This window comes from Micrococcus cohnii (assembly GCF_014205175.1).
Taxonomy (GTDB): Bacteria; Actinomycetota; Actinomycetes; order Actinomycetales; family Micrococcaceae; genus Micrococcus; species Micrococcus cohnii.
In genome coordinates this window covers 663,338-688,845 of record NZ_JACHNA010000001.1, presented here as the reverse complement: position 1 = coordinate 688,845, position 25,508 = coordinate 663,338, and the positions used below count along the sequence as shown (strand labels likewise).

Annotated in this window: 20 protein-coding genes, 2 tRNA genes and 1 pseudogene; 6 read left to right on the top strand and 17 right to left on the bottom strand. The window is 70.6% G+C overall.

All coding sequences use genetic code 11. The features are described 5' to 3' along the window. Positions 1-164 precede the first annotated feature (164 nt). Positions 165-1,508 (top strand): 4-aminobutyrate--2-oxoglutarate transaminase, encoded by a 1,344-nt coding sequence (gene gabT, locus HDA30_RS03240; protein WP_184241086.1) that lies wholly within the window; start codon positions 165-167, stop codon positions 1,506-1,508. Between the two features lie 106 nt (positions 1,509-1,614). On the opposite strand, the gene HDA30_RS03235 is transcribed toward gabT, so the two are convergent. Both HDA30_RS03235 and HDA30_RS03230 read right to left on the bottom strand, forming a co-directional pair. Then, positions 1,615-1,926 carry a helix-turn-helix domain-containing protein gene (locus HDA30_RS03235; protein ID WP_184241085.1) on the bottom strand — a complete coding sequence of 104 codons (312 nt, stop codon included), beginning with the start codon at positions 1,924-1,926 and terminating at the stop codon, positions 1,615-1,617. 148 nt (positions 1,927-2,074) lie between these two features. Continuing rightward, the gene (locus HDA30_RS03230) at positions 2,075-3,301 is read right to left on the bottom strand and encodes a hypothetical protein (RefSeq protein WP_184241084.1); all 1,227 of its coding nucleotides are present in this window, start codon (positions 3,299-3,301) and stop codon (positions 2,075-2,077) included. A 273-nt stretch (positions 3,302-3,574) separates the two neighbouring features. Here HDA30_RS03230 and HDA30_RS03225 point away from each other — a divergent pair, with 273 nt between their 5' ends. The 4 genes from HDA30_RS03225 (at position 3,575) to HDA30_RS03210 (ending at position 7,210) form a co-directional block, all read left to right on the top strand. Next, entirely contained in the window at positions 3,575-4,600 is a 1,026-nt protein-coding gene (locus HDA30_RS03225) for an alcohol dehydrogenase catalytic domain-containing protein (RefSeq protein ID WP_184241083.1), read from the top strand. A gap of 189 nt (positions 4,601-4,789) precedes the next feature. Continuing rightward, complete coding sequence (locus HDA30_RS03220; RefSeq protein WP_184241082.1) at positions 4,790-5,938, top strand: C40 family peptidase; 1,149 nt, start codon at positions 4,790-4,792, stop codon at positions 5,936-5,938. 189 nt (positions 5,939-6,127) lie between these two features. Continuing rightward, on the top strand, positions 6,128-6,913 hold the full coding sequence (gene aqpZ, locus HDA30_RS03215) for an aquaporin Z (protein WP_158495793.1): 786 nt from the start codon (positions 6,128-6,130) through the stop codon (positions 6,911-6,913). A 221-nt stretch (positions 6,914-7,134) separates the two neighbouring features. After that, positions 7,135-7,210: transfer RNA gene (locus HDA30_RS03210), tRNA-Ala, on the top strand. Between the two features lie 514 nt (positions 7,211-7,724). Here the strand turns inward: HDA30_RS03210 and HDA30_RS03205 are convergent. The 11 genes and pseudogenes from HDA30_RS03205 to HDA30_RS03155 form a co-directional block, all read right to left on the bottom strand. Continuing rightward, a tRNA-Ala gene (locus HDA30_RS03205) sits at positions 7,725-7,800 on the bottom strand. A 197-nt stretch (positions 7,801-7,997) separates the two neighbouring features. Next, positions 7,998-8,675, bottom strand: a complete 678-nt coding sequence (locus HDA30_RS03200) for a histidine phosphatase family protein (protein ID WP_184241081.1) — start codon at positions 8,673-8,675, stop codon at positions 7,998-8,000. Between the two features lie 93 nt (positions 8,676-8,768). Then, positions 8,769-9,191: pseudogene (rsfS, locus tag HDA30_RS03195) on the bottom strand (ribosome silencing factor); the annotation flags it as partial. Then, positions 9,188-9,817, bottom strand: a complete 630-nt coding sequence (gene nadD, locus HDA30_RS03190) for a nicotinate-nucleotide adenylyltransferase (protein WP_158495790.1) — start codon at positions 9,815-9,817, stop codon at positions 9,188-9,190. The gene nadD and the pseudogene rsfS, both read right to left, overlap by 4 nt. A gap of 5 nt (positions 9,818-9,822) precedes the next feature. Further along, positions 9,823-10,059, bottom strand: coding sequence for a hypothetical protein (locus HDA30_RS03185; protein WP_158495789.1), 237 nt, complete (start codon positions 10,057-10,059; stop codon positions 9,823-9,825). Between the two features lie 134 nt (positions 10,060-10,193). Then, the gene (locus tag HDA30_RS03180) at positions 10,194-11,501 is read right to left on the bottom strand and encodes a glutamate-5-semialdehyde dehydrogenase (RefSeq protein ID WP_184241080.1); all 1,308 of its coding nucleotides are present in this window, start codon (positions 11,499-11,501) and stop codon (positions 10,194-10,196) included. A gap of 53 nt (positions 11,502-11,554) precedes the next feature. Continuing rightward, positions 11,555-12,772 (bottom strand): glutamate 5-kinase, encoded by a 1,218-nt coding sequence (gene proB, locus HDA30_RS03175; protein ID WP_184241079.1) that lies wholly within the window; start codon positions 12,770-12,772, stop codon positions 11,555-11,557. Continuing rightward, a complete protein-coding gene (gene obgE, locus HDA30_RS03170; protein ID WP_184241078.1) occupies positions 12,765-14,318 on the bottom strand; it encodes a GTPase ObgE in 1,554 nt (517 codons plus the stop codon). Before obgE ends, proB begins: the two co-directional genes overlap by 8 nt. Positions 14,319-14,531: 213 nt before the next feature. Further along, on the bottom strand, positions 14,532-14,789 hold the full coding sequence (rpmA, locus tag HDA30_RS03165; protein WP_158495785.1) for a 50S ribosomal protein L27: 258 nt from the start codon (positions 14,787-14,789) through the stop codon (positions 14,532-14,534). A 57-nt stretch (positions 14,790-14,846) separates the two neighbouring features. After that, the gene (gene rplU, locus HDA30_RS03160; protein WP_158495784.1) at positions 14,847-15,152 is read right to left on the bottom strand and encodes a 50S ribosomal protein L21; all 306 of its coding nucleotides are present in this window, start codon (positions 15,150-15,152) and stop codon (positions 14,847-14,849) included. A 253-nt stretch (positions 15,153-15,405) separates the two neighbouring features. Beyond that, positions 15,406-18,450 carry an Rne/Rng family ribonuclease gene (locus tag HDA30_RS03155; protein WP_425488383.1) on the bottom strand — a complete coding sequence of 1,015 codons (3,045 nt, stop codon included), beginning with the start codon at positions 18,448-18,450 and terminating at the stop codon, positions 15,406-15,408. Between the two features lie 176 nt (positions 18,451-18,626). On the opposite strand from HDA30_RS03155, the gene HDA30_RS03150 reads away from it, so the two are divergent. Next, positions 18,627-19,238 (top strand): vitamin K epoxide reductase family protein, encoded by a 612-nt coding sequence (locus HDA30_RS03150; protein WP_158495782.1) that lies wholly within the window; start codon positions 18,627-18,629, stop codon positions 19,236-19,238. 92 nt (positions 19,239-19,330) lie between these two features. Here HDA30_RS03150 and ndk read toward each other — a convergent pair whose 3' ends face one another. The 4 genes from ndk to ileS form a co-directional block, all read right to left on the bottom strand. Then, a complete protein-coding gene (gene ndk / locus HDA30_RS03145) occupies positions 19,331-19,753 on the bottom strand; it encodes a nucleoside-diphosphate kinase (protein ID WP_158495781.1) in 423 nt (140 codons plus the stop codon). A gap of 115 nt (positions 19,754-19,868) precedes the next feature. Next, positions 19,869-20,408, bottom strand: coding sequence for a DUF4233 domain-containing protein (locus HDA30_RS03140; protein ID WP_158495780.1), 540 nt, complete (start codon positions 20,406-20,408; stop codon positions 19,869-19,871). Next, entirely contained in the window at positions 20,405-21,961 is a 1,557-nt protein-coding gene (locus HDA30_RS03135) for a bifunctional folylpolyglutamate synthase/dihydrofolate synthase (protein ID WP_425488382.1), read from the bottom strand. The genes HDA30_RS03140 and HDA30_RS03135 overlap by 4 nt, the downstream gene beginning before the upstream one ends. Then, positions 21,958-25,362: an isoleucine--tRNA ligase gene (gene ileS, locus HDA30_RS03130; protein WP_158495779.1), complete on the bottom strand. Its 3,405-nt coding sequence runs from the start codon at positions 25,360-25,362 to the stop codon at positions 21,958-21,960. The genes HDA30_RS03135 and ileS overlap by 4 nt, the downstream gene beginning before the upstream one ends. Positions 25,363-25,508: the final 146 nt, after the last annotated feature.

Here is a 25,508-nt window from a genome sequence, read left to right as displayed (position 1 = left end):
AGCATAGTGACTATGCCGGATCATCATTGGACAGCATGACGAGGGCGGTTTGAGAATCAGCTCAGACCACCGGGCGTCCGTGCCGGGTGCGACCGCAGCAGGCCGCATTCCCCGGCCGCATCTGTCCGGTCTCTGCCTCTGTCCTGCATCTGAAGGAGCCACCCATGACCACCTCGCTGCCGCCGTCCGGGGCCCTCGCTCCGCTCGAACAGTCCCGCTACCTGGCCACCGAGCTGCCCGGGCCGCGCTCGCGAGAGCTGGCCGCCCGCACCTGTGCCGTCGTCCCCACCGGGGTGAACGCCATGATGCCCAGCTACGCGGTGCGTGCCGAGGGCGGGATCATCGAGGACGTCGACGGCAACCGGCTGATCGACCTGGGCGCGGGCATCGCGGTGACCTCGGTGGGCGCGTCGGCCCCGCGCGTCGTGGAGGCGGTGCAGCGGCAGGCCGCGCAGTTCACCCACACGTGCTTCATGGTCACCCCCTATGAGGGCTACGTGGAGGTCGCCGAGCAGCTGGGCCGGCTGGCCCCGATCTCCGGCGAGACCCGCACGGCGCTGTTCAACTCGGGCGCCGAGGCCGTGGAGAACGCGGTAAAGGTGGCCCGCGCGTATACCGGCCGCCAGGCGGTCGCCGCATTCGACCACGCCTACCACGGGCGCACGACCATGACGATGTCGCTCACCGCGAAGGCCATGCCGTACAAGCACGGCTTCGGTCCGTTCGCCCCCGAGGTGTACCGCACCTGCGGCTCGTACCCGCTGCGCGACGGCCTGGACGGCGTCACGGCGGCGAAGAAGGCGATCTCGACCCTGGAGAAGCAGATCGGTGCGGACCGTCTGGCCGCCGTCATCATGGAACCGGTGCAGGGCGAGGGCGGGTTCATCGTCCCGGCCGAGGGGTTCCTGCCGTCCATTGTGCAGTGGTGCCAGGACAACGGCGTGCTGTTCATCGCCGACGAGGTGCAGACCGGCTTCGCCCGGACGGGCGCCTGGTTCGCCTCCGAGCTGGAGGGCATCGAGCCGGACATCATGACGACCGCGAAGGGCATTGCCGGCGGCATGCCGCTCTCGGCTGTGACGGGCCGGGCCGAGGTCATGGACGCTGTGCACCCGGGCGGGCTGGGCGGCACCTACGGCGGCAACCCGGTGGCGTGCGCGGCGTCGCTCGCGGCGATCGAGACGATCGAGCAGGACGGCCTGATCGAGGCGGCCCAGACGATCGAGGCGGTCATCCGCGAGCACTTCGCCCAGAACGCCGACGAGCGGATCGGCGAGGTGCGCGGCCGCGGCGCCATGATGGCGCTCGAGCTGGTGGACCCGGCGACCGGCGAGCCGGACGCCGCCCTCACCGCCGCCGTGGCGAAGGCCGTGCACGCGGCCGGGGTGGTGCTGCTGACCTGCGGCACCGACGGCAACGTCATCCGCTTCCTGCCCCCGCTCACGATCTCAGAGCAGCTGCTGCGCGAGGGCCTGGCCGAGGTGACGACGGCGTTGAGCGCGAACTGACGCCCGGTGAGCCGATGCGGCCGCTGAGCCCAGGCACGGCGACGGCCCCGGTGTCGTCTGGAAGTCCAGGCGCCACCGGGGCCGCATTCGTCGTGGCATACCAGGCTCAGGCGCTCGCGCCGCCCCGATCGTCGTCGCTGTCGGCTCCGACCTCTAGCTGCCCGGGCCGCACACCGCCGAAGGAGCGACGCACCCCGATGCCTCCGAACTCATCGGGCCACACGATGACCACCCCGAATTCGGCGAGCGCCTTCTCGATGTTCGTCAGCTCGTCCGGCTCGAGGTCGGCCAGACCCTTCTCGAACCGACGCAGGCGTACCTTGCTCAGTCCGGCCGCCTCGGCGAGGGCGGTCGGGCTGACCTGCGCGAGGGCGCGTCCGGCGCGAGTGAGGTCGGCGGTCATCTCCGGAGGCAGCATGGGCTGGCCCTTCCTGTAGTCGACTGTGATCGACTCGGCGGCGGGCGGCGCTCGCCGAGACCGTCTGCGGGGCTTCCCCTCATGGTGTCGAGGGGCCGAGGACGCGGCAAGGGCCCACGACCCCTCGACGGCGGGTGCGCCGCAGACCTCAGGCGGTGAACCGGCGACGCACCATCAGGGCCGCCCCACCCAGGGCGGCCATGGCCAGGGCGCCGCCGGCCCAGAGACCGCGGTCCTCGACGCCGGTGCCGGTCTCGACCTTCTCGGGAACCTCGTGGCCGCCGCCCTCGGCGGGGGCCTCCGGAGCGTCATCGGCGGGAGCGTCCTGTGACGGGGCCTCCTCAGACGGCTGCTCGCCATCGGCCGGCGCCTCGTCCTCGGACGGCGCGCCCGAGTCCAGACCGTCCGGGCCCCACAACAGCGCGTCGGTCTTCCGGCCGTACTCGGTCGGGATGCCCGGCGCCGCGAGGGTGCCGTCCTTCGTCTCCGCGAGGGTCTCCTCAGTCGTCGGTTCCGCGATCACGATCCGCGTCCGCTGCGTGCCCTCCTCGTCGGCGCCCGTGTACGAGACCCAGGCGAACGTCTCTTCGGGGAGCGTGTGTGCGCCGTACCATGCCGCGTCACGGAAGCCGCCCTGGTCGTCCGACGTCAGCTCGACCCCCTGGCCGTCCTTCATCGGATCGTTGGACTCCACCTGCACGTCGTCGGCAGCCATCCAGCGGGGCTTGCCGTCGGCCTTGTCCGGCACCGGCACGGCGTCCTCGCGCGGGCTGGTGAGGAAGTCGACGCTGCCGTCCATCGGTCGGCCCGGATCACGGGGCTGGGCCATGACGATCGGCGCCCACGTGACGACCGGGGCCATCTCCTCGCCGTCCACGACGTCGGAGGCGCAGTCGGCGCCGCCGAGCGGCATGGCGGCGTTCTTCATGTCCAGCGAGCCGGAGAGCTCCTCCTGGCCGGCGGCGCTCACGCGGATCTCGACGGTGGCGTGAGACCCGCTGAGGGCCTTCTCGATGTCCCAGGTGGTCACCGAACCGACGGGATCGCCGCCGGTGTGCTCGACGGGCGTCCAGTCACCCCCGTCGGCGCGGACCTCGACCGTCACGTCGTCAGACGTGTGCGCGTCGGGCGTCGAGGCGGAGTCGTGCAGCACGAAGAGGACCTTGTGGCCCGAGACGAACGAGCCGTCCGGGTTCTCGACCCCCGTCTTGGCCGTGGAGCCGATCAGGCAGCCGTAGACGTTCTCGGCTCCGACGCCGGGCGTCGCGTGAGCGGGGGCGGCCAGGCCGCCAGCGATCAGGCCGGCGCAGCCCAGGCCGAGTGCGACGCGGGCGGCGGTGGTGCGGGTGGTCGATCGGTGCGGGGTGGCAGTCATGATGAGAGTCCTCCTCGACTCCTCGTGCGGTGCGACGCCCGGGGCTCGGCGGGTGCTTGTCCGACGGGCGGCTGTTCCGGATCCACAGGGGTCCGTGGTCCGTCTCCCACGCTAGGCAGACCCTGGGCAGAAGGGCAGAGGCCCGCGAGCACGATTCGGGCACGGTTGCGTGACCCGCCGGTGAACACGCGATCACGGACCGATCACACCGCCACGGGTCGGCGCGTAGTGTCGGCCACGTCCCCCACACCCCACAGCCGAAGGAGCACCCGCATGCGCGGAGTCGTCATGGAAGCCCCCGGTCGCGTCGTCGTGACCGACCGTCCGGACCCGGTGATCGAAGAGCCGACCGACGCGATCATCCGCGTCACCGCCGCTTGTGTGTGCGGCTCGGACCTATGGCCCTACCGCGGCGGCTGGGAGGTCGACCACGCTCCCATGGGCCACGAGTACATCGGCGAAGTCGTCGAGCTCGGCTCCGAGGTGACCACGCTGAACGTCGGCGACCACGTCGTCGGCTCGTTCATCGCCTCCTGCAATCACTGCGAGATCTGCCTGGCCGGCTACCAGTCGCGGTGTGTCCGAGCCGTCGGGATGGGCGGCATCGGCACGCAGGCCGAGTATGCGCGCATCCCTCTGGCGGCCGGCACTCTCGTGCCGATCACCGATGGCGCCCCCGAAGCCGACCTTGTCCCCTCCCTGCTGACGGCCTCCGACGTGCTGGGCACCGGCTGGTTCGCCGCGGAGGCCGCTCAGGTCGGCCCCGGCAAGACCGTCGCCGTGGTGGGCGACGGAGCCGTCGGGCTGCTGGGCGTGCTCGCCACATCCGAGCTGGGCGCCGAGCGGATCGTCGTGTTCTCCCGACACGAGCGGCGCCAGGAGCTCGCCCGCGTGTTCGGCGCGACCGACGTGATCGCCACGCGCGGTGACGAAGGCGTGGCCGAGCTGACCGACCTGCTGGGCGGCCTCGGCGCGCACAGCGTCATCGAGGCGGTCGGCAACCAGGTCTCGATGGAGCAGGCGATCGCCGCGTGCCGCCCCGGCGGGCACGTCGGGTTCGTCGGGCTGAACCACGGTGTCGCGCTCGACGGAAAACAGCTCTTCGGTTCTGCGGTGCACCTGCACGGCGGACCGGCCCCGGTGCGGCGGATGCTCCCGGACCTGATCGAGCGCATCCAGTCCGGGGCGATCGATCCGGGCCTCGTGTTCGACCACGTCGTGCCGCTCGAGCAGGCAGCAGAGGGCTACCGCGCCATGGACGAGCGCACCGCGATCAAGTCGCTGCTGACGATCGACTGAGTCATCGACGGGCGGTCGCCAGGCGCCGTCCGTCGCCCCCGTTGAACACGGACAGCCCGCCCTGCTCGCCGCACCGTGAGCAGGGCGGCACCTGTCGCAGCCCCGGCGGCTATGAAACAATTGAACGCTCGGGCGTCCGCTGTGCACGCTCTCGACGCCGTCCTCACCCCTGCAGGAGTCGCTCCCCCAATGTCGCCCCGGATCACCACCCGTGCTTCCCTGTCCCGCCGTGGTGCCGTCGCCGCGCTCGCCGCCTCGTCCACCCTGCCGGCCGTGCGGCAGGTCCACGACGCGCTCGAACGCCTGTCGGCCTCGGCCGCCGACGCCGCCGATGGCCCCCGCCGACAGCACGGCACACCCGGCTCGCAGGGCGATGCGGGGCCGGCGCGCGCCGTGCGCGAGGGCGATCAGGCCTTCGTCAAGGTGGCCGTCGCCAACGCCTGGCTCGAGCCAGGGCAGCTGCGCACGGGCCTTGACGAGCCCTCGGCTTCTGTCCCCGTGGACATGGAGGCGTGGACCTCGGCCCTGAGCACGTTCAGCTCGCGCAAGTGGCTGCTGGGCCGAACCCAGACTCAGGGGCTGCTCGGCGCGCCGGTCACGGTGCAGACCGTCTCCGGCTCCTGGGCGAAGGTCGGTTTCAACGACCAGGCCGCCCCGGGTCAGGCCGATGGCATCAGCGGTTGGGTGCCGGCCCGCCAACTGGTCACCGACCCCGGGTTCGACAGGAACGCCGGCCAGGGCGATACCGCCGTCGTCACCGCCACGAAGACCCACCTCGCCGAGGACCGCGACGGCACCCGCCCGCGCACGCCCGTCTCCTTCGAGACCCGGCTGCCCGTGCTCAAGAAGACCGACGCCGCCGTCATGGTGGCGGTGCCGGGTGCCGATCCCGCGTGGCTGCCCGCCGACGCCGTGCGCGTGCTCGGGCCCGACGAGCTCCCCTCGGACCGCACTGCCGCCGACGTGATCGCCACGGGCCAGCGCTTCCTCGGCCTGAAGTACCTGTGGGCCGGCATGAGCTCCTACGGCTTCGACTGCTCGGGATTCACATACTCGATCTACCGCCACCACGGCATCCTGTTGCCGCGCGACTCGGGCCCGCAGTTGCACAGCTCCGGCTTGCCGAAGGTGGACCGCGCGGACCTGCAGTCCGGCGACCTGGTGTTCTTCTCCCTGGGCCGCGGTGCCGCACGCATCCGTCACGTCGCCGTCTACATCGGCGACGGGAAGATCATGCACTCGCCCGCCACCGGGAAGACCATCGAGATCACGTCGCTGGCGGGATACGACGTGAACGACGAGTACGCCGGGGCCGTGCGTCCGCCGCTGTCGGCCTGACTCCGGAGGCACCGACGCACGGGAGCACGCCGGACTGGCGCACAGCCGTGGCGTAGACTTGTCGATCCCCGGGACGCGGTGCCCCCTGTCGAACCAGGGAGAGCCCCGCCTCCGTCCCGAGGAGCCGCCGCGGAGTCCACGGCGGCGCGACACCTCTTCAATGGAAGGGAATTCCCCATGCACCCGCGCATGTCATCCCGACTCGCCGCCGAGCTTCTCGGCACCTTCGTCCTCGTCTTCGGCGGCTGCGGCACGGCGATCTTCGCCGCCTCCGTCCTCTCACCCGACAATGAGAACGTCAACATGGGCGTCGGCTTCGTTGGCGTCGCCCTCGCCTTCGGCCTGACCGTGCTGACGATGGCCTATGCCGTCGGGCACATCTCCGGCGGCCACTTCAACCCCGCCGTCACCCTCGGCGCCTTCCTCGCCCGCCGCGTCGAGGCCAAGGCCGTGCTTCCCTACATGGTCGCGCAGATCGCCGGCGCCTCGCTCGCCGGCCTGGTGCTGTTCGTCATCGCCTCCGGCAAGGAGGGCTTCGACGCCGTAGGCTCGGGCTTCGCCTCAAACGGCTACGGGGCCCTGTCCCCGGACGGCTACTCGCTGGCAGCGGTGCTGGTGACCGAGGTCGTCCTGACCGCGATCTTCCTGTTCGTGATCCTCGGTGCCACCGACGCCCGCGCACCACAGGGCTTCGCACCGATCGCCATCGGCCTCGCCCTGACCCTGATCCACCTCGTCTCCATTCCGGTCTCGAACACGTCAGTGAACCCGGCGCGTTCCCTGGGCGTCGCGTGGTTCGCCGGCCCTGAGGCGCTCGCGCAGGTGTGGGCCTTCCTCGTCGCTCCCCTCGTGGGCGCCGCGATCGCCGGCCTGACGTACAAGGCGCTCTTCCCCGACGTCTCCGACCACGTCCTTGAGGAGATCGGTGAGAACGCCGCCCCCTCGCCGGCGGACACGGTTCGCCGAGGCGCCTGACCCCGAGGCGGCCCGCATCACCGACGGCCTGAGAGAACGCGGCCCCGACTCATGTGAGAGTGGGGGCCGCGTTCTCGTCAGGCCGTCGAATCGGACGAGACGCTTGGGCGTGCCGCCGGGGAGAGAGGCCTGATTTTGCACCGGCCCGACGATGCCGGTATAGTTGTCCGGGTCGTCAGCGACGAGGACCGGTTCGGTTCGCGACGCTCGACACCTCTTCTGGGGGTATGGCGCAGTTGGTAGCGCGTCTGCATGGCATGCAGAAGGTCAGGGGTTCGAATCCCCTTACCTCCACCAGAACAAAGGCCCCGGTTCATTCATCTGAACCGGGGCCTTCGGCGTCTCCGGGTTCTCTGGCCCCGGCGTCGTCAAACCGTCCCGATTCCGTCGGCATGACGGCTCATGGCGACAGATTCGGTGCACCGGCGCGGCCCCGGACTGCCGCGCCGAGCCGACGGGCATCACGACGAGGTCAGCCCTGCCGGTAGGGCCTGCGCCGAGACCGCACGGCCGCGATCACGGCCAACGTGAGGCTCGGCAGGGCACAGCCTGGCGGAGACCACCGCTCGAAGGCAACATGGCCCGCCTCCTGGCCAGCTTCGTCAAACCATCCCGTTTCCGTCGGTATGACTGCTCATACCGACGGAAACGGGATGGCTCGGTCTCTCGGGGCGGGGCGGGGCTGGGCTGGGGGCAGAGGCGTGCGGTGTCGTGCCCTTGGCCGAGCTTGCACCGGCTGCCCACTCGCATTCGTGCCGCAGATTCTGGACACACGAGAAAGGCCCCGACTGACAAGCCGGGGCCTTCGTTCTGGTGGAGGTAAGGGGATTCGAACCCCTGACCTTCTGCATGCCATGCAGACGCGCTACCAACTGCGCCATACCCCCAGAAGAGGTGTCACCATCACGTGTTGGCCGGTGGCCTGCTCGCTGGCAACTCGTCAATACTAGGACAGTCCAGGGGCCCGATGCAAATTGGGCGCTGGGCCGAGCCGCAGTCCGGTCGCGGGGCCGCCCGTCATGACTCGCACCACCGCAGAGCGGCCCCCCAGAGCCCCACCGTCCGGCTTCACCTCGCCCGAGGCTCAGACGTTGTACCCGGCCAGACGCCACCGGGAGGTCTCGTCAGTCCGGCCGGGCAGTGCGGCCTCTCCCGCCGGGTCCGCCTCGAACACGACGGCCTTCGCGTTGCCGATCCTCTCCAACCGTGCGAAACCCGCCTCATCCAGGCCCAGCATGAGCCCGACTGCCGCCCGCAGCACACCGCCGTGGGCTACGGCCAGCATCGTCGCCCCGAAGCCGTGATCCTCCTCGCGTAGCCCGGCGACGCGCAGCTCGAGGGCGTGCAGCAGGCGCTCACCGCCCGCGCGCATCGTCTCGCCGCCGGTGGGGCCGGCGTCCAGGCTCGGGCTCGCGCGCCAGGCGGCGTGGGCGTCGGGCCAGCGCGTCGCGATCTCCGCGAGCTCGAGCCCCTCCCAGTCGCCGCCGTGCAGCTCGGCCAGGTGCGGGTCCAGGTCCACCTCGACGGCGCCGACGCTCGCCTCGAGGACGATCTGCGCGGTCTCCCGCGCCCGGGCCAGCGGCGAGCTCACCGCGACCACAGCCTCAGCGTCCTCGAGCAGCTGTCCCACGGGCCCGGCGGCGGCGGACCGGGCCTGGCGCCGCCCCTCGTCGTTCAGATGCACGTCGGTGCGGCCCTGGTACCGGTCCTGCCGGTTCCAGTCGGTCTCGCCGTGCCGCAGCAGCACGAGCCGGGCGACCATACGTCAGCCCTGCGCGTCGGCGGGGCGCTCCCCCGTCGTGGAGTCTGTCTGGGTCGCGGCGCCGTCCGCCTCGACCGCGGCCCCGTCGGCGTCAGCCACTGCGTCGTCCGAACCCGACCGGTTCTGCGCTGTCGACTCCGCGGGCGCCTGCCCGCCGATCAGGCCGAGGTCGATGAGCGAGCTCTCCTTCCACAGGCGATCCAGCGCGTAGAACTCGCGGTCCTCCTGATGCTGCACGTGGACCACGAAGTGGCCGTAGTCCAGCAGCACCCAGCGCCCGTCGGAGCGTCCCTCGCGGCGCACCGGCTTGAGCTGCTCCTGCCGGAGCAGCTCCTCCTCGACGCCGTCGACGATCGCGTTCACCTGACGCTCGGAGGCCCCCGAGACGATCAGGAAGGCGTCCGTCAGGCCGAGCCGCTCGGCGACGTCGACGGCCACGACGTTCTCGCCGAGCTTGTCGACGGCCGCGGCCGCCGCGACCTTCAGGGAGGACAGGGTCGTCTCGGGGACGGTCATGACACCTCTTCTTCGGCCAGGTACAGGCCGTGCTTGTTGATGTACTGGACGACGCCGTCGGGCACCAGGTACCAGACCGGCTGGGCCTCAGACACGCGCCTGCGGCAGTCGGTGGAGGAGATGGCCATCGCGGGGATCTCCATCAGGGAGATCTCATCGCCCAGCCCGAGATCGGACAGGCTGTGGCCAGGTCGGGTCACGCCGACGAAGTGCGCCATGTCCCACACCTGCTCGACGTCCTTCCACGTCAGGATGTGACTCAGCGCGTCGGCGCCCGTGATGAAGAACAGCTCCGAGTCCGGGCGTGCGGCGCGAATGTCCCGCAGGGTGTCGACCGTGTAGGTCGGTCCCGGCCGATCGATGTCGACGCGCGAGACCGTGAAGCGCGGGTTCGAGGCGGTCGCGACCACCGTCATCAGATAGCGGTGCTCGGCGGGCGAGACCTTCGTGCCGGCCTTCTGCCAGGGCTGGCCGGTCGGCACGAAGACGACCTCGTCCAGGTCCAGACGCGAGGCCACCTCACTCGCGGCGACGAGGTGGCCGTGGTGGATCGGGTCGAACGTGCCGCCCATGATCCCCAGGCGATGGCGTCGGGTGCCGTCCGCCGGGTGCCTCGGGGTCTGCATACGGGTCAGTGAGCGCGGGTGGAGGGGCCGTGACCGGCGTCATCGCGCCGGCCCTGGCCGTGGTGGGCGACCTCGCCGGTCGGCTCGGAGTGACGCAGACCGACGGAGCGGAAGCTCATGGTCACGAACAGCAGCGCCATCAGGATCACGAAGGTGACGGCACCGAACACCCAGGTCGGAACCGGGAGCTCGTTGACGATGTGGTGTCCTTCGGCGGAGGCCAGGACGAGGGAGTTCAGCATTCTCGCTCCTCAGTGCGGTGTCGGTGTCGGTGCGCGTCGGCCCGGCGGTCGGCCCGAGGCGGGGGTCGGTGCGGCCGCGACGTGGCGCGGCAGGACGTGGGCACCATCCTAGTACCGCACCGCCCCGCTGCGGCTCAGGGTCGGACCTGACCGTCGCCGCGCAGGATCCACTTGGTCGTGGTCAGCTCTTCCAGGCCCATCGGGCCGCGTGCGTGCATGCGCTGGGTGGAGATGCCCACCTCAGCACCCAGGCCCAGCTGCCCGCCGTCGGTGAAGCGCGTCGAGGCGTTCACGATCACGGCGGCCGCGTCCACCTCGCGCGTCCAGCGATCGGCCTGGGACAGGTCGTTGGTGACGATCGCCTCCGTGTGACCGGTCGAGTACTGGCGCACGTGCTCGATGGCCTCGTCGATCGAGGCGACCGTCTTCACGGCCATGTCCATGTCCAGGTACTCGGTCGACCAGTCCTCGTCGGTCGCGGCCGCCGGGTCCACGGCGTGCTCGCTGCGCTCGGACCCCTCCGGCAGCCAGGCGCGGGCCTCGTCGTCGATGTGCAGCCTCACCCCGGCGCGGGTCAGCGCCCGCAGGACCTCCCGGTTGACCTTCTCCCCCGCCCGGCTGAGCAGCAGCGTCTCGGCCGAGTTGCACACGGAGGTGCGGTGGGTCTTGGCGTTCACGACGATGTCGACGGCCATCTGCGGGTCGGCCGAGGCGTCGACGAAGACGTGCACATTGCCCTCGCCGGTCTCGATCACCGGCACGCGCGCTTCACGCACGACGCGCTGGATCAGCTCGCGGCCGCCGCGGGGCACGAGCACGTCGACGGCCCCGTGGCTGGCCATCAGCGCGGCGACGCCTGGACGACCGAGGTCGTCGATGCCCTGGATCAGGTTCGGGTCGAAGCCCTGCTGTTCGACCGCCTGACGCAGCACCGCGATCAGGGCGGTGTTGGTGTCCTTCGCCGCGGACCCGCCGCGCAGGATCACCGCGTTGCCGGACTTCAGGGCGATCCCGGCGATGTCCACGGTCACGTTCGGGCGGGCCTCGTACACGGCGCCGACCACGCCCAGCGGCACCCGGGTCTGCTGCATGCGGATGCCGTTGGGCAGGGAGCGGCCGCGCACGATGTCGCCGATGGGGTCGGGCAGCGCCGCGAGCTCCTCGGCGGCGGCGGCGAGCCCCTCGAGGCGGTCCGCGTCCAGGGCGAGACGGTCCAGCAGCGACTCCGAAGTCCCGTTCTCCCGGCCGCGCTGCAGATCCTGGGCGTTGGCCTCCAGAATCGCCGCCGACGAGCCGCGCAGGGCGGCGGCGATCGCGTGCAGCGTCTCGTCCTTGCGGGCTCGGCCAGCGGTGGCAAGCTCGACGGTCGCGGTCCGCGCGCGGCGGGAGACCTCCTGCACCGCGTCGACGACGTTCTGGTCGATGGTCTCGTTCTCAGTCATGATCCCCACTGTAACGAGCTGCCTGGCCCCGGGCACGGCCCGGCCTCGACTGATCAGCTGTAGGCGGCGTGATTGGGCGCCAGGCGCACCCAGTCGTCCGCATGCACGACGACGCCGTCGTAACCCTCGCCAAGGTCCTCGCGCAGCTGGCTCGTCGAGCGGCCCATCATGCGGGGCACCTGAGATGCGGAGTACTGCACGAGGCCACGCGCGTGCACGGTGCCTCGCTCATCGGCGATCTCCACGACGTCGCCGGAGGTGAACGATCCCGAGCAGTCGGTGATGCCCGCCGCCAGCAGCGAGCGTCCGCGTCCGATGACGGCGGCCACAGCGCCGTCGTCAATGGTCAGCCGACCGCGGACCTCGGCCGTCAGGCCCAGCCAGGCGGCGCGGGCCGACCGGCGACGCCCGGCGACCTCGAACCACGTGCCCACGTCCTGCCCGCTGAAGGCCGCCGCGGCGTTCGGCGCCGAGGTGAGCAGCGTCGGGATGCCGGTGGTCGCCGCGATGCCGGCCGCGTCCACCTTCGTCACCATGCCGCCGGTGCCGACGCCCGCCGCGCCCGGACGCCGCACGTCCACCCCCTCGAGGTCGTCGTCGGAGGCGACCGTGGCGATGCGCTTAGAGTCCGGCAGCGCCGGGTGACCTGTGTAGAGCGAGTCCACGTCCGACAGGAGCACGAGCAGGTCCGCCTTCACCAGGTTCGCCGTCAGCGCCGCGAGCCGGTCATTGTCGCCGAAGCGGATCTCACGCGTGGCGACGGCGTCGTTCTCGTTGACAATCGGCATCACATCCATCGTCAGCAGGCGAGCCAGCGAACGGTGCGCGTTGATGTACTGACGCCGGCGCATGAGCTCCTCCGCCGTCAGCAGCACCTGAGCCACCGTGGTGTCGTAGCGCTGGAAGGACTGCGAGTAGTAGGCCATGAGGCTGCCCTGCCCCACGGACGCGGCCGCCTGCTGCGTGGCGGTGTCCTTGGGGCGGCGCGTGAGGCCGAGCTGGGGGAAGCCCGCGGCGACAGCGCCCGAGGACACGAGCACGACCTGCGTGCCCTTCTGCCGCAGCGAGGCGATGACATCGACGAGGGCGTCGATGGCCTCGGTGTTCAGACCTTCGGACGTGGTCAGCGACGACGAGCCGATCTTGATGACGACACGCCGGGCATCGTCCATCGTGTCGCGGCTGGTCACCGGGTTCGCCCGCGGGTTGCTCCCCGCCTCCCCCGTCGCGGGGGTGGCGTAGCGGTAGACGACGGTACGGCGGTCAGTCATGATCCTCCCGATCATAGTCTTCGGTCCAGATGCCAGCGCGGCGCTCGGCTTCCATCTCGGCACGCGTGGCCGCACGGGCGGCCTTGCGCTGCTCCTGCTCCGCACGCTTCTCGGCACGAGTGGCGCGGGTGCGCTCCTGCAGACGCAGGTCCGTGCCGCGCGGGCCGGCCAGCAGCTCCGCGCCCGTGGAGACGGTCGGCTCCCAGTCGAAGAGCACGCCGGTCGCGTCGTCGCCGATAACGACCGCGTCCCCGGGGGTGGCCCCGGCCTTGAAGAGGCCATCCTCGACGCCGACGCGCTGCAGTCGGTCCGCAAGGTACCCGACGGCCTCGTCGTTCTGGAAGTCCGTCTGCGCCACCCACCGCTCCGGCTTGAACCCGCGCACCCGGAACAGCGGCTCCAGATTCCGCTCCTCGCGGCGGATCTCGAACTCGTCCGACTCGCCCTTGCGGCGACGCCGACGCGGCACCTCCACGGAGACGGCCGGCTCCGGTTCAGGAGCACGTTCCCGGGCCTGCAGGACCAGCTCCGCCATCGCGTACTTGAGCGGGTCGAGGTGCTGATGCGCCAGCGCGGAGATCTCGAAGACCCGCAGTCCACGGGACTCCAGTTCGGTGCGCACCATCTCGGCCATGGCCTCGCCGTCGGGCAGGTCCGTCTTGTTCAGCGCGACCAGGCGCGGACGGTCGTTCAGCGGGACGGCGCCGTCACCGGGACGCGAGAAATCCGGTTCAACTGCGTAGGACTCGAGTTCGGCCTCGATGGCCTCGAAGTCGGCGATCGGGTCCCGGTCTGACTCGAGCGTGCCGCAGTCGAGCACGTGGACGAGAGCGGCGCACCGTTCGACGTGGCGCAAGAACTCGAGTCCCAGACCCTTGCCCTGGGACGCGCCGGGGATCAGCCCCGGCACATCGGCCACGGTGTAGCGGGTCTGCCCTGCCTGCACGACCCCGAGGTTCGGCACGAGCGTGGTGAAGGGGTAGTCGGCGATCTTGGGCCTAGCCGCCGAGATCGCGGCGATCAGCGACGACTTGCCCGCCGAGGGATACCCCACCAACGCGATGTCGGCCACCGTCTTGATCTCGAGCACAAGATCCCGCTCCTCGCCCGGCAGGCCGAGCAGCGCGAAGCCGGGGGCCTTGCGCTTGACGGAGGCCAGAGCGGCATTGCCCAGGCCGCCGTCGCCGCCGGCGGCTGCGACGAACTCGGCGCCCTCGCCCACGAGGTCGGCCAGGATGTTGCCGTCGGCGTCCTTGACGACGGTCCCGTCCGGAACGGGCAGGACGAGCCCCTCCCCGTGTTTGCCATCGCGGTTGTCGCCCTTGCCGGGCTCGCCGTTGCCGCCGGAGCGGTGGGGCGCGTGGTGGTAGCTGAGCAGCGTCGTCGTCTGAGCGTCGACGCGCAGCGTGATGTCTCCGCCGTTGCCGCCGTTGCCGCCGTCGGGGCCCCCGAGGGGCTTGAACTTCTCACGCCGGACGGAGACACAGCCGTGCCCGCCGTTGCCGGCGGTGAGGTGCAGGACAACGCGGTCCACGAATGCGGCCATGGTCAGAGACCTCCAGGAATCGGGTCAGGTGGATGTCGTGCGCAGCGGTGAGGTGGCGGAGGGAGCGCCATGGCCCCGGATACGCCGACGGCGGGGGCGGACGCCTCGGACCCCTGCTAGGCAGGCTGCCCGTCGTCCGCCCCCGCCGGGGCGCCGGTTCAGCTCCAATGCGGCGTCGGCCACGAGCGAGCTGTCACCGAAGGAAGAATACGGTCACTCAGCGGCCGGGACGATGTCCACGACCTTGCGGCCACGGCGCTCGCCGAAAGCCACGGAGCCTGCGGAGAGGGCGAACAGGGTGTCGTCCTTGCCGCGGCCCACGTGGTGACCCGGGTGGAACTTGGTGCCGCGCTGGCGGACGAGAATCTCGCCGGCCGAGACGGTCTGGCCGCCGTAACGCTTGACGCCCAGGTACTGCGGGTTCGAGTCGCGGCCGTTCTTGGAGGAACTGCCGGCCTTCTTATGTGCCATTAGCTGTTACCTATACCTCTCGGATGCGTGGATGCCGGGCTGTCCCGAGGACAGCGATCAGGCGATCTCCGTGATCTTGACCGTGGACAGCTCAGAGCGGTGGCCCTGGCGCCGGATGTAGCCGGTCTTGTTCTTGTACTTCTGGATGACGATCTTCTTGCCACGCGAGTGCGAGACGACCTCGGCGGTCACCTTCACACCGGCGGCATCGGCGCCAGCCTTGACCTTGTCCCCGTCCACCAGCATCAGAGCGGGCAGCTCGACAGAGCCACCGGTCTCAGCGGGAACGCGGTCAAGGGTAACGAGGTCCCCGACGGAAACCTTCTCCTGGCGGCCGCCAGCGCGGACAATCGCGTACACCACTTGGGACTCACTTCTCTCGACGTTTCATGGATTGGAATGTGTTCTCGCCTGCACCTCGACCGCGTGACGCGTCGGGATCCGACGGTCCGCCCCACGACTGCGCCGGACGGGCGACTGCGAGCGGACATGCGGGAGCCTGCTGGCGGTGAACACCGAGTAACCATCATACGCCCATCGCGTGTACCGGGCCAAATGGTCTTCACCACGGCGTGGCGACGACCAACCGGCCCGGACTCGAGGACGCGGGCGCCCCTCAGTCGTGACGGACGATGTCCTCGGCCTTAACACCGACGCCCAGCATCACCGGCGCCGCCGAGGCGTCCGGCTCGGGACGTCGGTCTGCCCCCGCAGACGCCGTGGCGGTGAAGCTGGTGCCGGAGGCCGCGGCCGCCTCCTCCCGACGGATCTCACCCCCGGCGCCCGCAGACGAGGCGGCGCGGCGGCCGCGACGACGCGAGCTCTGCTTCTCGATGGCCTGCTCGAGCTCGTTCAAGCGTGCCCGCATCTGGGCCTGCGCCTCAGCCTCGACCGGCTCCTGCGTCGCGGGCGAACGATCGCCGCGAGAGGTCCGTTCACCGGACGACCCATCCTCGCCGCTGCCGGAGCGTCCCCGCTCGTCCTGCCCCTGCAGATCGGCACGCACCGACGCAACGCCCTGAACCGTGCCCTCCTGCACCGCGGCGTCCTGCGCCGCGGCGACGGCACCCGAGGACTCGGCGCGTCGCCGCGATCGGCGACGCGGCACGGCGACCGGCTCGCCGTCGAAGGTGATGACCGCGGGGGCCGGATCCTCGTGATCCTCGTGGTCCTGAGTCGCCGCATGCACGGCGTCCGCAGCACCCCGAGCCTCGACGGCGCCGTCGACGCGCTCGCGCCGACGACCGCGCCGGCGTCCGCGGCGCTTGCGACGACCAGCCCGCGGGCTCTCGTCGTCCGTGCCCTCCTGCCTCGCGTCTGGGCCGCCGCGCTCTTCCGCGCCCGGCTCCCCCGATGCCTCGGCGTGCTGAGCGTCGCCCTGCGAACCGTCCCCGCGATCGGCACGGCTGTCATTCGTCGTGGACGCCTCGGCGTCGTCGGCGACCTTGCCGGAGGCCTTCGCGATGGACTTCAACGCGGCGCGCGCGGCCTCGGCCCGCTGACGGCGCAGCTTCTCCTCCTCGCTGTCCGGCCGGTCCACCGTCTTCTCCGCATCGGAACTCTCGCCTGCCGCACCCTTGCGACGACGACGGCGACGCCCGTCGGACTCGTGCTTTCCGTCGTGGTGGCCATGGCCGCGATGCCGGTCGATCGGCTCATCATGGATCAGCAGCCCGCGTCCGCCGCAGTGCTCGCACGGCTCCGAGAACACCTCGACGAGACCGGTGCCCATGCGCTTTCGGGTCATCTGCACCAGGCCCAAGCTGGTCACTTCGGCGACCTGGTGCTTGGTCCGGTCACGACCGAGGCACTCCAGCATGCGGCGCAGCACGAGGTCGCGGTTGGACTCGAGCACCATGTCGATGAAGTCGATGACGATGATGCCGCCGATGTCCCGCAGCCGCAGCTGACGGACGATCTCCTCCGCGGCTTCGAGGTTGTTCTTGGTGACGGTCTCCTCGAGGTTGCCGCCCGAGCCGGTGAACTTGCCCGTGTTCACATCGACGACCGTCATGGCCTCCGTGCGATCGATCACGAGCGAACCGCCCGAGGGCAGGTACACCTTGCGGTCGAGGGCCTTGTGCAGCTGTTCGTCGATCCGGTGGGTCGCGTACAGGTCTTCGCCGTCGTGGTCCTCCGGCTGCCAGTGGTGCAGACGCTCGAGCAGATGCGGCGCCACGTACATCACGTACGCCTCGATGTTGTCCCAGGTCTGATCGCCCTGCACGAGCATCGCGGAGAAGTCCTCGTTGAACACGTCACGGACCGTTTTGATCGTCAGGTCCGGCTCGGCGTACAGCAGCTCCGGCGCGAGCACCGTGGTGGAGTGGGCCTTCTCCTGGATTCCCTCCCACTGCACGCGCAGACGGTTGATGTCGTTCATCAGCTCCTGCTCGGAGGTGCCCTCCGCGGCCGTGCGCACGATGACCCCGGCGTCCTGCGGCAGGTGGTCCTTGAGGACCTTCTTCAGACGTGAACGCTCGACGTCGGGCAGCTTGCGGGAGATGCCCGTCATGGAGCCGCCGGGCACGTACACGAGGTACCGGCCGGGCAGCGAGATCTGGCTGGTCAGGCGGGCCCCCTTGTGACCGACGGGGTCCTTGGTGACCTGCACGAGGACGCTGTCCCCGGACTTCAGGGCGTTCTCGATCTTCTTCGGCTTGCCCTCGAGCTTCGCGGCGTCCCAGTCGACCTCACCGGCGTACAGCACGGCATTGCGGCCACGCCCGATGTCCACGAACGCGGCCTCCATCGACGGCAGCACGTTCTGCACCTTGCCCAGGTAGACGTTGCCGATCAGCGAGTCCTGCGTGGTGTGCGAGACGAAGTGCTCGGCGAGTACGCCGTCTTCGAGCACGGCGATCTGGATGCGCTTGTCGCGCTGACGCACGAGCATCTTGCGATCGACGGACTCGCGGCGGGCCAGGAACTCGGCCTCCGTGATCACGTGCCGACGACGACCGCCCGCCCGCGACTCGCGACGGCGCTGGCGTTTGGCCTCGAGCCGGGTCGAGCCCTTGACGCCCTGCACGGTCGCCGGCCCGGACTGCTTCTGACGACGTGAGCGCACGCGGGTGACGGTGTCCTCCGGGTCGCCCTCGTCACCGCCGACCAGGTCCATGTCCTCCGAGCCGCGACGGCGACGGCGGCGACGGCGCCGCACGGTGTCACCCGATGCGTCCTCGCCCTGCTCAGCGGTGTCCTCCTCGGCGTCGTCCCGTTCCGACGGGGCGACGTCCTCGTCGCCGTCGTCCTCGCCCTGGTCCTCGCCGCGCCGAGCCCCTCGGGAGGAGCGGCCCCGCCCACGTCCGCGCCGACGGCGGCGTCCGCGCCCGGCAGAGTCGCCGTTGTCCTCGTCGCCGTCGCCGTCGGCAGTGTCGGTGTGCTCGTCGGCCTCCTGCCCCGATGCAGAGGACCGCTCAGCGGGGACCGCCAGCGTCTCCATGATGCTCTCGGGGACCGCGAACGGATCCGTCGGATCGACCGCCACGGCCGGGTCGTTGCTGTTCTCCGCTGCCATTGCAGCACCTCCTGCCGACGGGCGACGCCACACTCGTCGCCGGCCGACGTCCGGGTCCGTCCGAACGTGGGACGCGCGTTGCCCCCGCCCGGGCTCCTGCCGGAGACCGGGCGGGGTGCGCCGCCCACGCGGCGGACACAAATCAAGTCCTGTGCTGAACCGGGCGTTGGGGCCGCCGACGTTGCGACGGCGAGGCCCGGAACCGCCGTGCGCGCGGCCGGGAGTGTCGGCCAGGCGGGCGCATCGGCGGGTCGCGCACCCAGTGTGGCTGGGCCGAGACCGCGTTCATCCTCTCACACCCGCTTAGACTGCGGCCCATGACATCTTCTGCCCCCGCCGCCTCGCCCGGCGCGAGCGTCCGACGCGTCCCCTACGCGGCCCTGCTGCTGGTCAGCTCACTCATCTCGATCGCCGCGACGTTCGCGATCATCGTCGAGCGCGCGATCCTCTCGGAGGATCCGAGCCACCGCACCAGCTGCGACTTCAATCCGTGGATGTCCTGCGGCCGGGTCATGCAGTCGTGGCAGGCGCAGACCTTCGGCTTCCCGAACACGTACATCGGGGTCGTGGCGTTCTCGATCCTGATCTGCGTGGCCATGTCCCTGTTCGCCGGCGCCCGGTTCGCCCGGTGGTACTGGCTGACGATGAACGCCGTGATGGTGCTCGGGCTGGCCTTCTGCGCCTGGCTCTACTACGCGGCCGTGTACCAGATCACCACGCTCTGCCTGTACTGCATGATCGTCTGGGCGATGGTGATCCTGCAGCTGTTCCTCACCACCTCGCGCAATCTCCAACACGGTGTTCTGCCCGCGTCGCCGCGGGTGCGGACGCTCGTTCGAGACCTGACGTGGCCAGCGATCGTGCTGGCCTGGGCGATCGTGTTCGTCTCGCTGCTGCTGCGGTTCGGCCCCGGCATGCTGGGCCTGTGACCCCGCAGCATTCACTCGGCTCAGACCGACAGTGAGAGGGCCCGTCACCATCTGAGGTGACGGGCCCTCTCAGGCTCTGGGGCGTGCCCCGATCAGCCGAACCAGATGCCGAGCTCGCGCTCGGCCGACTCCGTCGAGTCCGAACCATGCACGAGGTTCTTCTGCACCTTCTCGCCCCAGTCGCGGCCGAGGTCGCCGCGAATGGTGCCCGGGGCGGCGGTCGTCGGCTCGGTCGACCCGGCCAGCGAGCGGAAGCCCTCGATAACTCGGTCGCCGCTGACGCGGGCCGCGACGACCGGGCCGGAGGACATGAACTCGACGAGCGGCTCGAAGAACGGCTTGCCCTCGTGCTCCGCGTAATGCTGCGTGAGCATTTCCCGGGTGGGCACGATCATCTTCAGGTCCTCGACGACATAGCCCTTGGCCTCGATGCGCGCCAGGATCTGTCCGGTCAGGCCACGCTGCACGCCGTCGGGCTTCACGAGGACGAGGGTCTGCTCACGGTTCTGGGTCATGGTCCGGTTCCTCCTTCTCGGCCGGAACGGCCCGCTGTCGGGCGCGCGTCCGCCGGATGTGTGTCGGGCCCAGGGCACCACGGTCGGCGGCCGGGCCTCGCCTGTCTCGGCCAGACTACTGGCCGTCCTGCGGCCCGGTGTAGCCGTCCGGGCCCGTGTAACCGTGAGCCGCATCCCACTCGGCTTCGAGCCGCTCGCGGCGCTTGTTCTCCTGATCCATCGCGCGACCCTTCGCCACGGCGTACCACCAGGTGAGAGCGAACAGCGGGCCGATCACGAACAGCGAGTACTCGAACCACGCGGAGCAGATCATCACCACCTGCACACCCCAGCCGATCGCCATGCCGAGCGGACGACGAATCACGGCGCACGCCAGAACGGCGATCACGGCCAGGGCCGTGTATCCGGCCAGGAACCACGGGGCCGAGGGCTCGCCGCGGTGCAGACCGAACAGCGTCATGCCGACGAAGAACAGCACGATCGCCTGCAGGCACAGCACCGAGGAGCAGAAGGTGGCCTGGATCGAGCGGCGCAGTCTGCGCCTGCCGGGCCGCCACTGCCGCTGCGCCTTCGTCTCGCGGGCCGGACGCCACGGCTCCGCTCCGAAGCTCGTCGGTCCCGTCGGCGCGTCCCGGCGGCTCTGCTGCTCGCTCATCGTCCGACCTCCGGATCGTCATCCAGGGTGTCCAGCACGTCCTGGTCGATGTCATCGTCCTCGTCGTCGCCGATCGCCCCGAGCAGATCCGCCGGGTCGACGCCGCGCGCGGCAACCGTCACGGGGCCGGGCGCGGCCGGCGCACCGAGCAGCTGACGCACGTCGGCGGCCAGGGTGATCGAGCCGATGACGAGCACGCCACCGCCGGTGCCGGAGGCCAGCGCATCAGCCGAGTTCTCGACGGACTCGGCACGGCTGACCGCCCATTCGATCGCATCGGGGACGGACTCGGTGGCGTGGACGTCGTCCTCCGGCCAGCCCGCGTCGATGGTGAGCGCGGCCAACTCCCCCGCCGGGATCGCCCGCGGCGACGTGGACTGGGTGAGCGCGACGTCGTCGACAAGGTCGCCGAACTCGCGGTAGAGCGCGGCGAGCATGCCCCGGGCGTCCTTCTCGGCCAGAACGCCGACCACAAGGCTCAGTCGCGTGAACCCGAACGACTCCTTCACGGCTTCCGCCGCCACGCGCACGCCGTCGGGGTTGTGCGCGGCGTCGACGATCACCGTCGGCGCGGTGCGCAGCACCTCGAGCCGGCCCGGCGAGGCGACCTGGGCCAGCCCCTCCCGCAGCAGCTCAATCTCGAGCTCACGCTCGCCTCCGCCCAGGAACGCCTCGAGCGCGGCGATCGCCACCGCCGCGTTCTGGGCCTGGTGCTCACCGTAGAGCGGCAGCGTTAGCTCGTCGTAGTGCGCGGCCAAGCCCTGCACCGAGATCTGCTGTCCGCCGACCGCCAGCGAGCGGCCGGTGACGCCGAACTCGACGCCCTGGAACCGGAACGGCACGTCCGCCGCGCGGGCCGCGTCGAGCAGCACCTGCGCGGCGTCCGTCTGCTGTGCCGCCGAGACGAGGAAGCCACCGGGCTTGATGATCCCGGCTTTCTCCTCGGCGATCTGCGCCTCGGTGTCGCCCAGCAGCTCCGTGTGGTCCAGGGAGATCGGGGTGACGACGCTGACCGCAGCGTCGGCGACGTTCGTCGCGTCGGTGACGCCGCCGAGGCCGACCTCGAGCACGAGCACTTCGACCGGCTCGTCCGCGAAGACCGCGAACGCGAGGGTCGTCAGGGCCTCGAAGTAGGTCAGACGCGGCTGCCCGTCGGCCTCGAGCTGGGCGTCGACGACCTCGATCATCGGCAGGATCTCCGCCCAGATGCGCACGAACGTCTCCTCCGAGACCGGTTCGCCGTCGATGCTGATGCGCTCGGTCACCTGCTCCAGGTGCGGCGAGGTGTAGCGGCCCGTCCGCAGGCCGTAACTGCGCAGCACCGCCTCGATCATGCGAGCCGTCGACGTCTTGCCGTTCGTGCCGGTCAGGTGGATCACCGGGGCCGCGTGCTGCGGCTCCCCCAGCAGCGACAGGACCCGGCACATCGGCTCCATGCGCGGCTCCATGCGGTTCTCCGGGGCACGGGCGAGCAGGTCGCGGTAGACGCCCGCGACGTCGGTCGGCGCGCCCACGTGGCCCTGCGACGGGTCGATCATCTCCGGCCCGCTCATGCGTCCACCTCCGCGTCCTCGGCCTGGACCGCGCCGGAGGCCTCGACGCGCACGGTGACCGCGCGGCTCGCGTCGTCGGCGAGGTCGCCTCGGGCGTCCGGTCGGCCGTCGTCGACGACCTCGACGGCGTCGGCGAGGGTCTCCGCAGCGATGAGCCCGGTGTGCGCGGCGAGGGCCTCAGCGACGGGGCCCGAGGTCGCGATGTGTGCTCGGATGCGGTCGGACACATCCAGGCCGGCGTCCTTGCGTGCGGACTGCACCGCCCGGATCACGTCGCGGGCAACGCCCTCGGCCGCGAGCTCCTCGGACACCTCGGTGTCCAGCACGAGGAACCCGGAGCCGGGCAGCACGCCCACGGCGGTCCCCTCGGGCGCACCGCTGGAAATGGTGTGCACGTCGTACAGCTCCGGGTCGAGCACGACGGTGTCGCCGTCGGCCAGGCGCACCTGCAGGCCGGCCTCGGTCTCGCTGTGCTCGCCGGCGTCGATAGCCTTCTTGATCAGCGGCACCTGTTTGCCGAACGCCTTGCCCAGGGCCCGGAAGTTCAGCTTCACCTGCGTGCCGATGCCGTACTCGGCCACCGCCTCCGGCGTCAGCTCGGTCAGCTGCACCGACTTCAGGTTCAGCTCGTCGGCGATGATCCGCTCATAGGTGCCGGCGAGCGCCTGCGCGTCGGGCACCACGACCGACATGCCGGCCAGAGGCAGCCGCACGCGGCGGTGAGCGGCCTTGCGCAGCGAGGAGCCGACGGAGGCGATCGTGCGCACCGTGTCCATGCGCTCGAGCAGCGCATCGGCCTGCGGCCCGTGCGGGAACAGGTCCGCGTCGGGGTAGTCAGTCAGGTGCACCGAGCGGCCGCCGGTGAGCCCGCGCCAGATCTCCTCGGCGATCAGCGGCATCAGCGGTGCCCCGGCCCGGGCAAACGCCTCGAGAGCCGTGTACAGCACGTCCATGGCCGCTTCGTCTTCGGCATAGAACCGCTGGCGGGAGCGCCGGATGTACCAGTTCGTCAGCGTGTCCATGTAGCGGCGCAACGCCTCGGCGGCGTCGGAGACCTCGTAGGCGTCCAGGGAGCTCTTGACCTCGCGCAGCATGCGGCCGGTGGTGGCCAGCAGGTACTGATCGAGCGGGTCCTCGGCGCTGTGCCGGGTCCGTGCCGTGTACCCCTCGGGGCGGGCGCCGCCGGCCGTCGCGGTGTTCGCGTACAGGGTGAAGAAGTGGTACGCGTTCCAGGCCGGCAGCAGCACCTGGCGGACGCCCTCACGGATGCCCTCCTCGGTGACGATCAGGTTGCCGCCGCGCAGGATGGGGCTGGACATCAGGAACCAGCGCATCGCGTCCGAGCCGTCGCGGTCGAGCACCTCGGAGACGTCCGGGTAGTTGCGCAGCGACTTGGACATCTTCTGTCCGTCCGAGCCCAGGACGATCCCGTGGCTGATGACGTTCGAGAAGGCCGGTCGGTCGAACAGGGCGGTGGAGAGGATGTGCAGCGTGTAGAACCAGCCGCGCGTCTGGCCGATGTACTCGACGATGAAGTCCGCCGGGGCGTGGGTGTCGAACCACTCCTTATTCGCGAACGGATAGTGCACCTGGGAGTACGGCATCGAGCCGGAGTCGAACCACACGTCGAGCACGTCCTCGACGCGGCGCATGACGGCCCCGGCCGCGGCGGCCTCCGGATCCGGATGCGCACGGGTGAGCTCGTCGATCCACGGGCGGTGCAGATCCACCTCACCCTCGGCGTTGACCGGCAGGCGCCCGAAGGCCTCCTCGAGTTCGGCGAGCGAGCCATAGACCTCCCGACGGGGGAAGTCCGGGTGGTCGGACTCCCAGACCGGAATCGGCGTGCCCCAGTAACGGTTGCGGGAGATCGACCAGTCGCGCGCGTTCTCGAGCCACTTGCCGAACTGGCCGTGCTTCACGTTGCCCGGGATCCAGGTGATGTCCTCGTTCAACTCGAGCATCCGGTTCTTGAACTCGGTGACCGAGACGTACCAGGACGTGATGGCCCGGTAGATCAGCGGCGTGCGGCACCGCCAGCAGTGCGGGTAGGAGTGCTCGTAGGAGGCCTCCCGGAAGACGCGGTCATCGGCCCGCAGGGCCCGCACGATCGTCATGTTCGCCTCGAACGCCTGCACCCCGGCGATCTCGACGAGCTTGCCCTCGCCGTTCTCGGGCCGACCGAACAGGGGCAGGAACCTCGCACCGTCGTCCACGGAGAGCACGACGGGGATGCCGGCGGCCTCGCAGACGCGCTGGTCGTCCTCGCCGTAGGCGGGAGCCTGGTGGACGACGCCGGTGCCGTCCTCGGTGGAGACGTAATCGTCGACGAGGATCTGCCAGGCGTGCTGGGTGCCGTACTCTTCGGCGTCGGCGAAGTAGGTGAACAGCGGCTCGTAGCGCAGTCCGGCCAGTTCGGCCCCGGTGTAGGTGGCGACGACGGCGGCACGCGCGGACTCCACATCGGGGTGCCCCAGATCCTTCACGTGCGCGGCGAGCAGGTCCTCGGCGAGCAGGAAGCGCGCGCCGTCCTCGCCCATGGACGCCCCGTCGGGGCCGGCGGGCACCACGACATAACGGATCTCGGGGCCGACGGCGAGCGCGAGGTTCGTCGGCAGGGTCCACGGGGTGGTCGTCCAGGCCAGCGCGTGCACGCCGGCGAGGGCCTGGGCGGTCTCGGCGGTCGCGCCGCCGGATTCGTGCACCCGCCCGGTGAACGGGAAGGCGACGGTGACCGAGGGGTCCTGGCGCTGCTGGTAGACGTCGTCGTCCATGCGCAGTTCGTGATTGGACAGCGGGGTCTCGTCCTTCCAGCAGTACGGAAGGACACGGAAGCCCCGGTAGGTCAGGCCCTTCTCGTGCAGGGCCGAGAAGGCCCACAGGACGGACTCCATGTAGTCCGAGGTGAGGGTCTTGTAGTCGTTGTCGAAGTCCACCCAGCGGGCCTGGCGGGTGACGTAGTCCTGCCACTCGTGCGTGTACTTGAGCACGGAGGTGCGGCACGCCTCGTTGAACCGGTCGATGCCCATCTGCTCGATCTGGGCCTTGTCGGTCATGCCCAGCTGTTTCATCGCCTCGAGCTCGGCCGGCAGACCGTGGGTGTCCCAGCCGAAGCGGCGCTCCACGCGACGACCCTGCTGGGTCTGGTACCGGGCGACGAGGTCCTTGACGTAGCCGGTCAGCAAGTGGCCGTAGTGCGGCAGACCGTTGGCGAAGGGCGGTCCGTCGTAGAAGACGAACTCGTTGGGGGTGCCATCCTCGTGGTGGGTGGGGCGGGCGTCGACCGACGCTTGGAAGGTGCCGTCCTCGTCCCAGTACTTCAGGATGCGCTCCTCGATCTCGGGGAAGCGCGGGGAGGCGGGCGTGCGGCCGGCGGGGTCGGACGAGGCGAGGGGGTACACGGCGGTTCCTAGCGGTCGAGGGCTCCATCGATTCCTGCAAGGACGCTGCTGGACAGACCCGGGGGCCTGCCGCGGCGCGGTACCACCTTGCTTGCCGCCGTGCACGTCGGGGAAGCGCCGGACGACCGCTTCATGAGAGCTGTGAC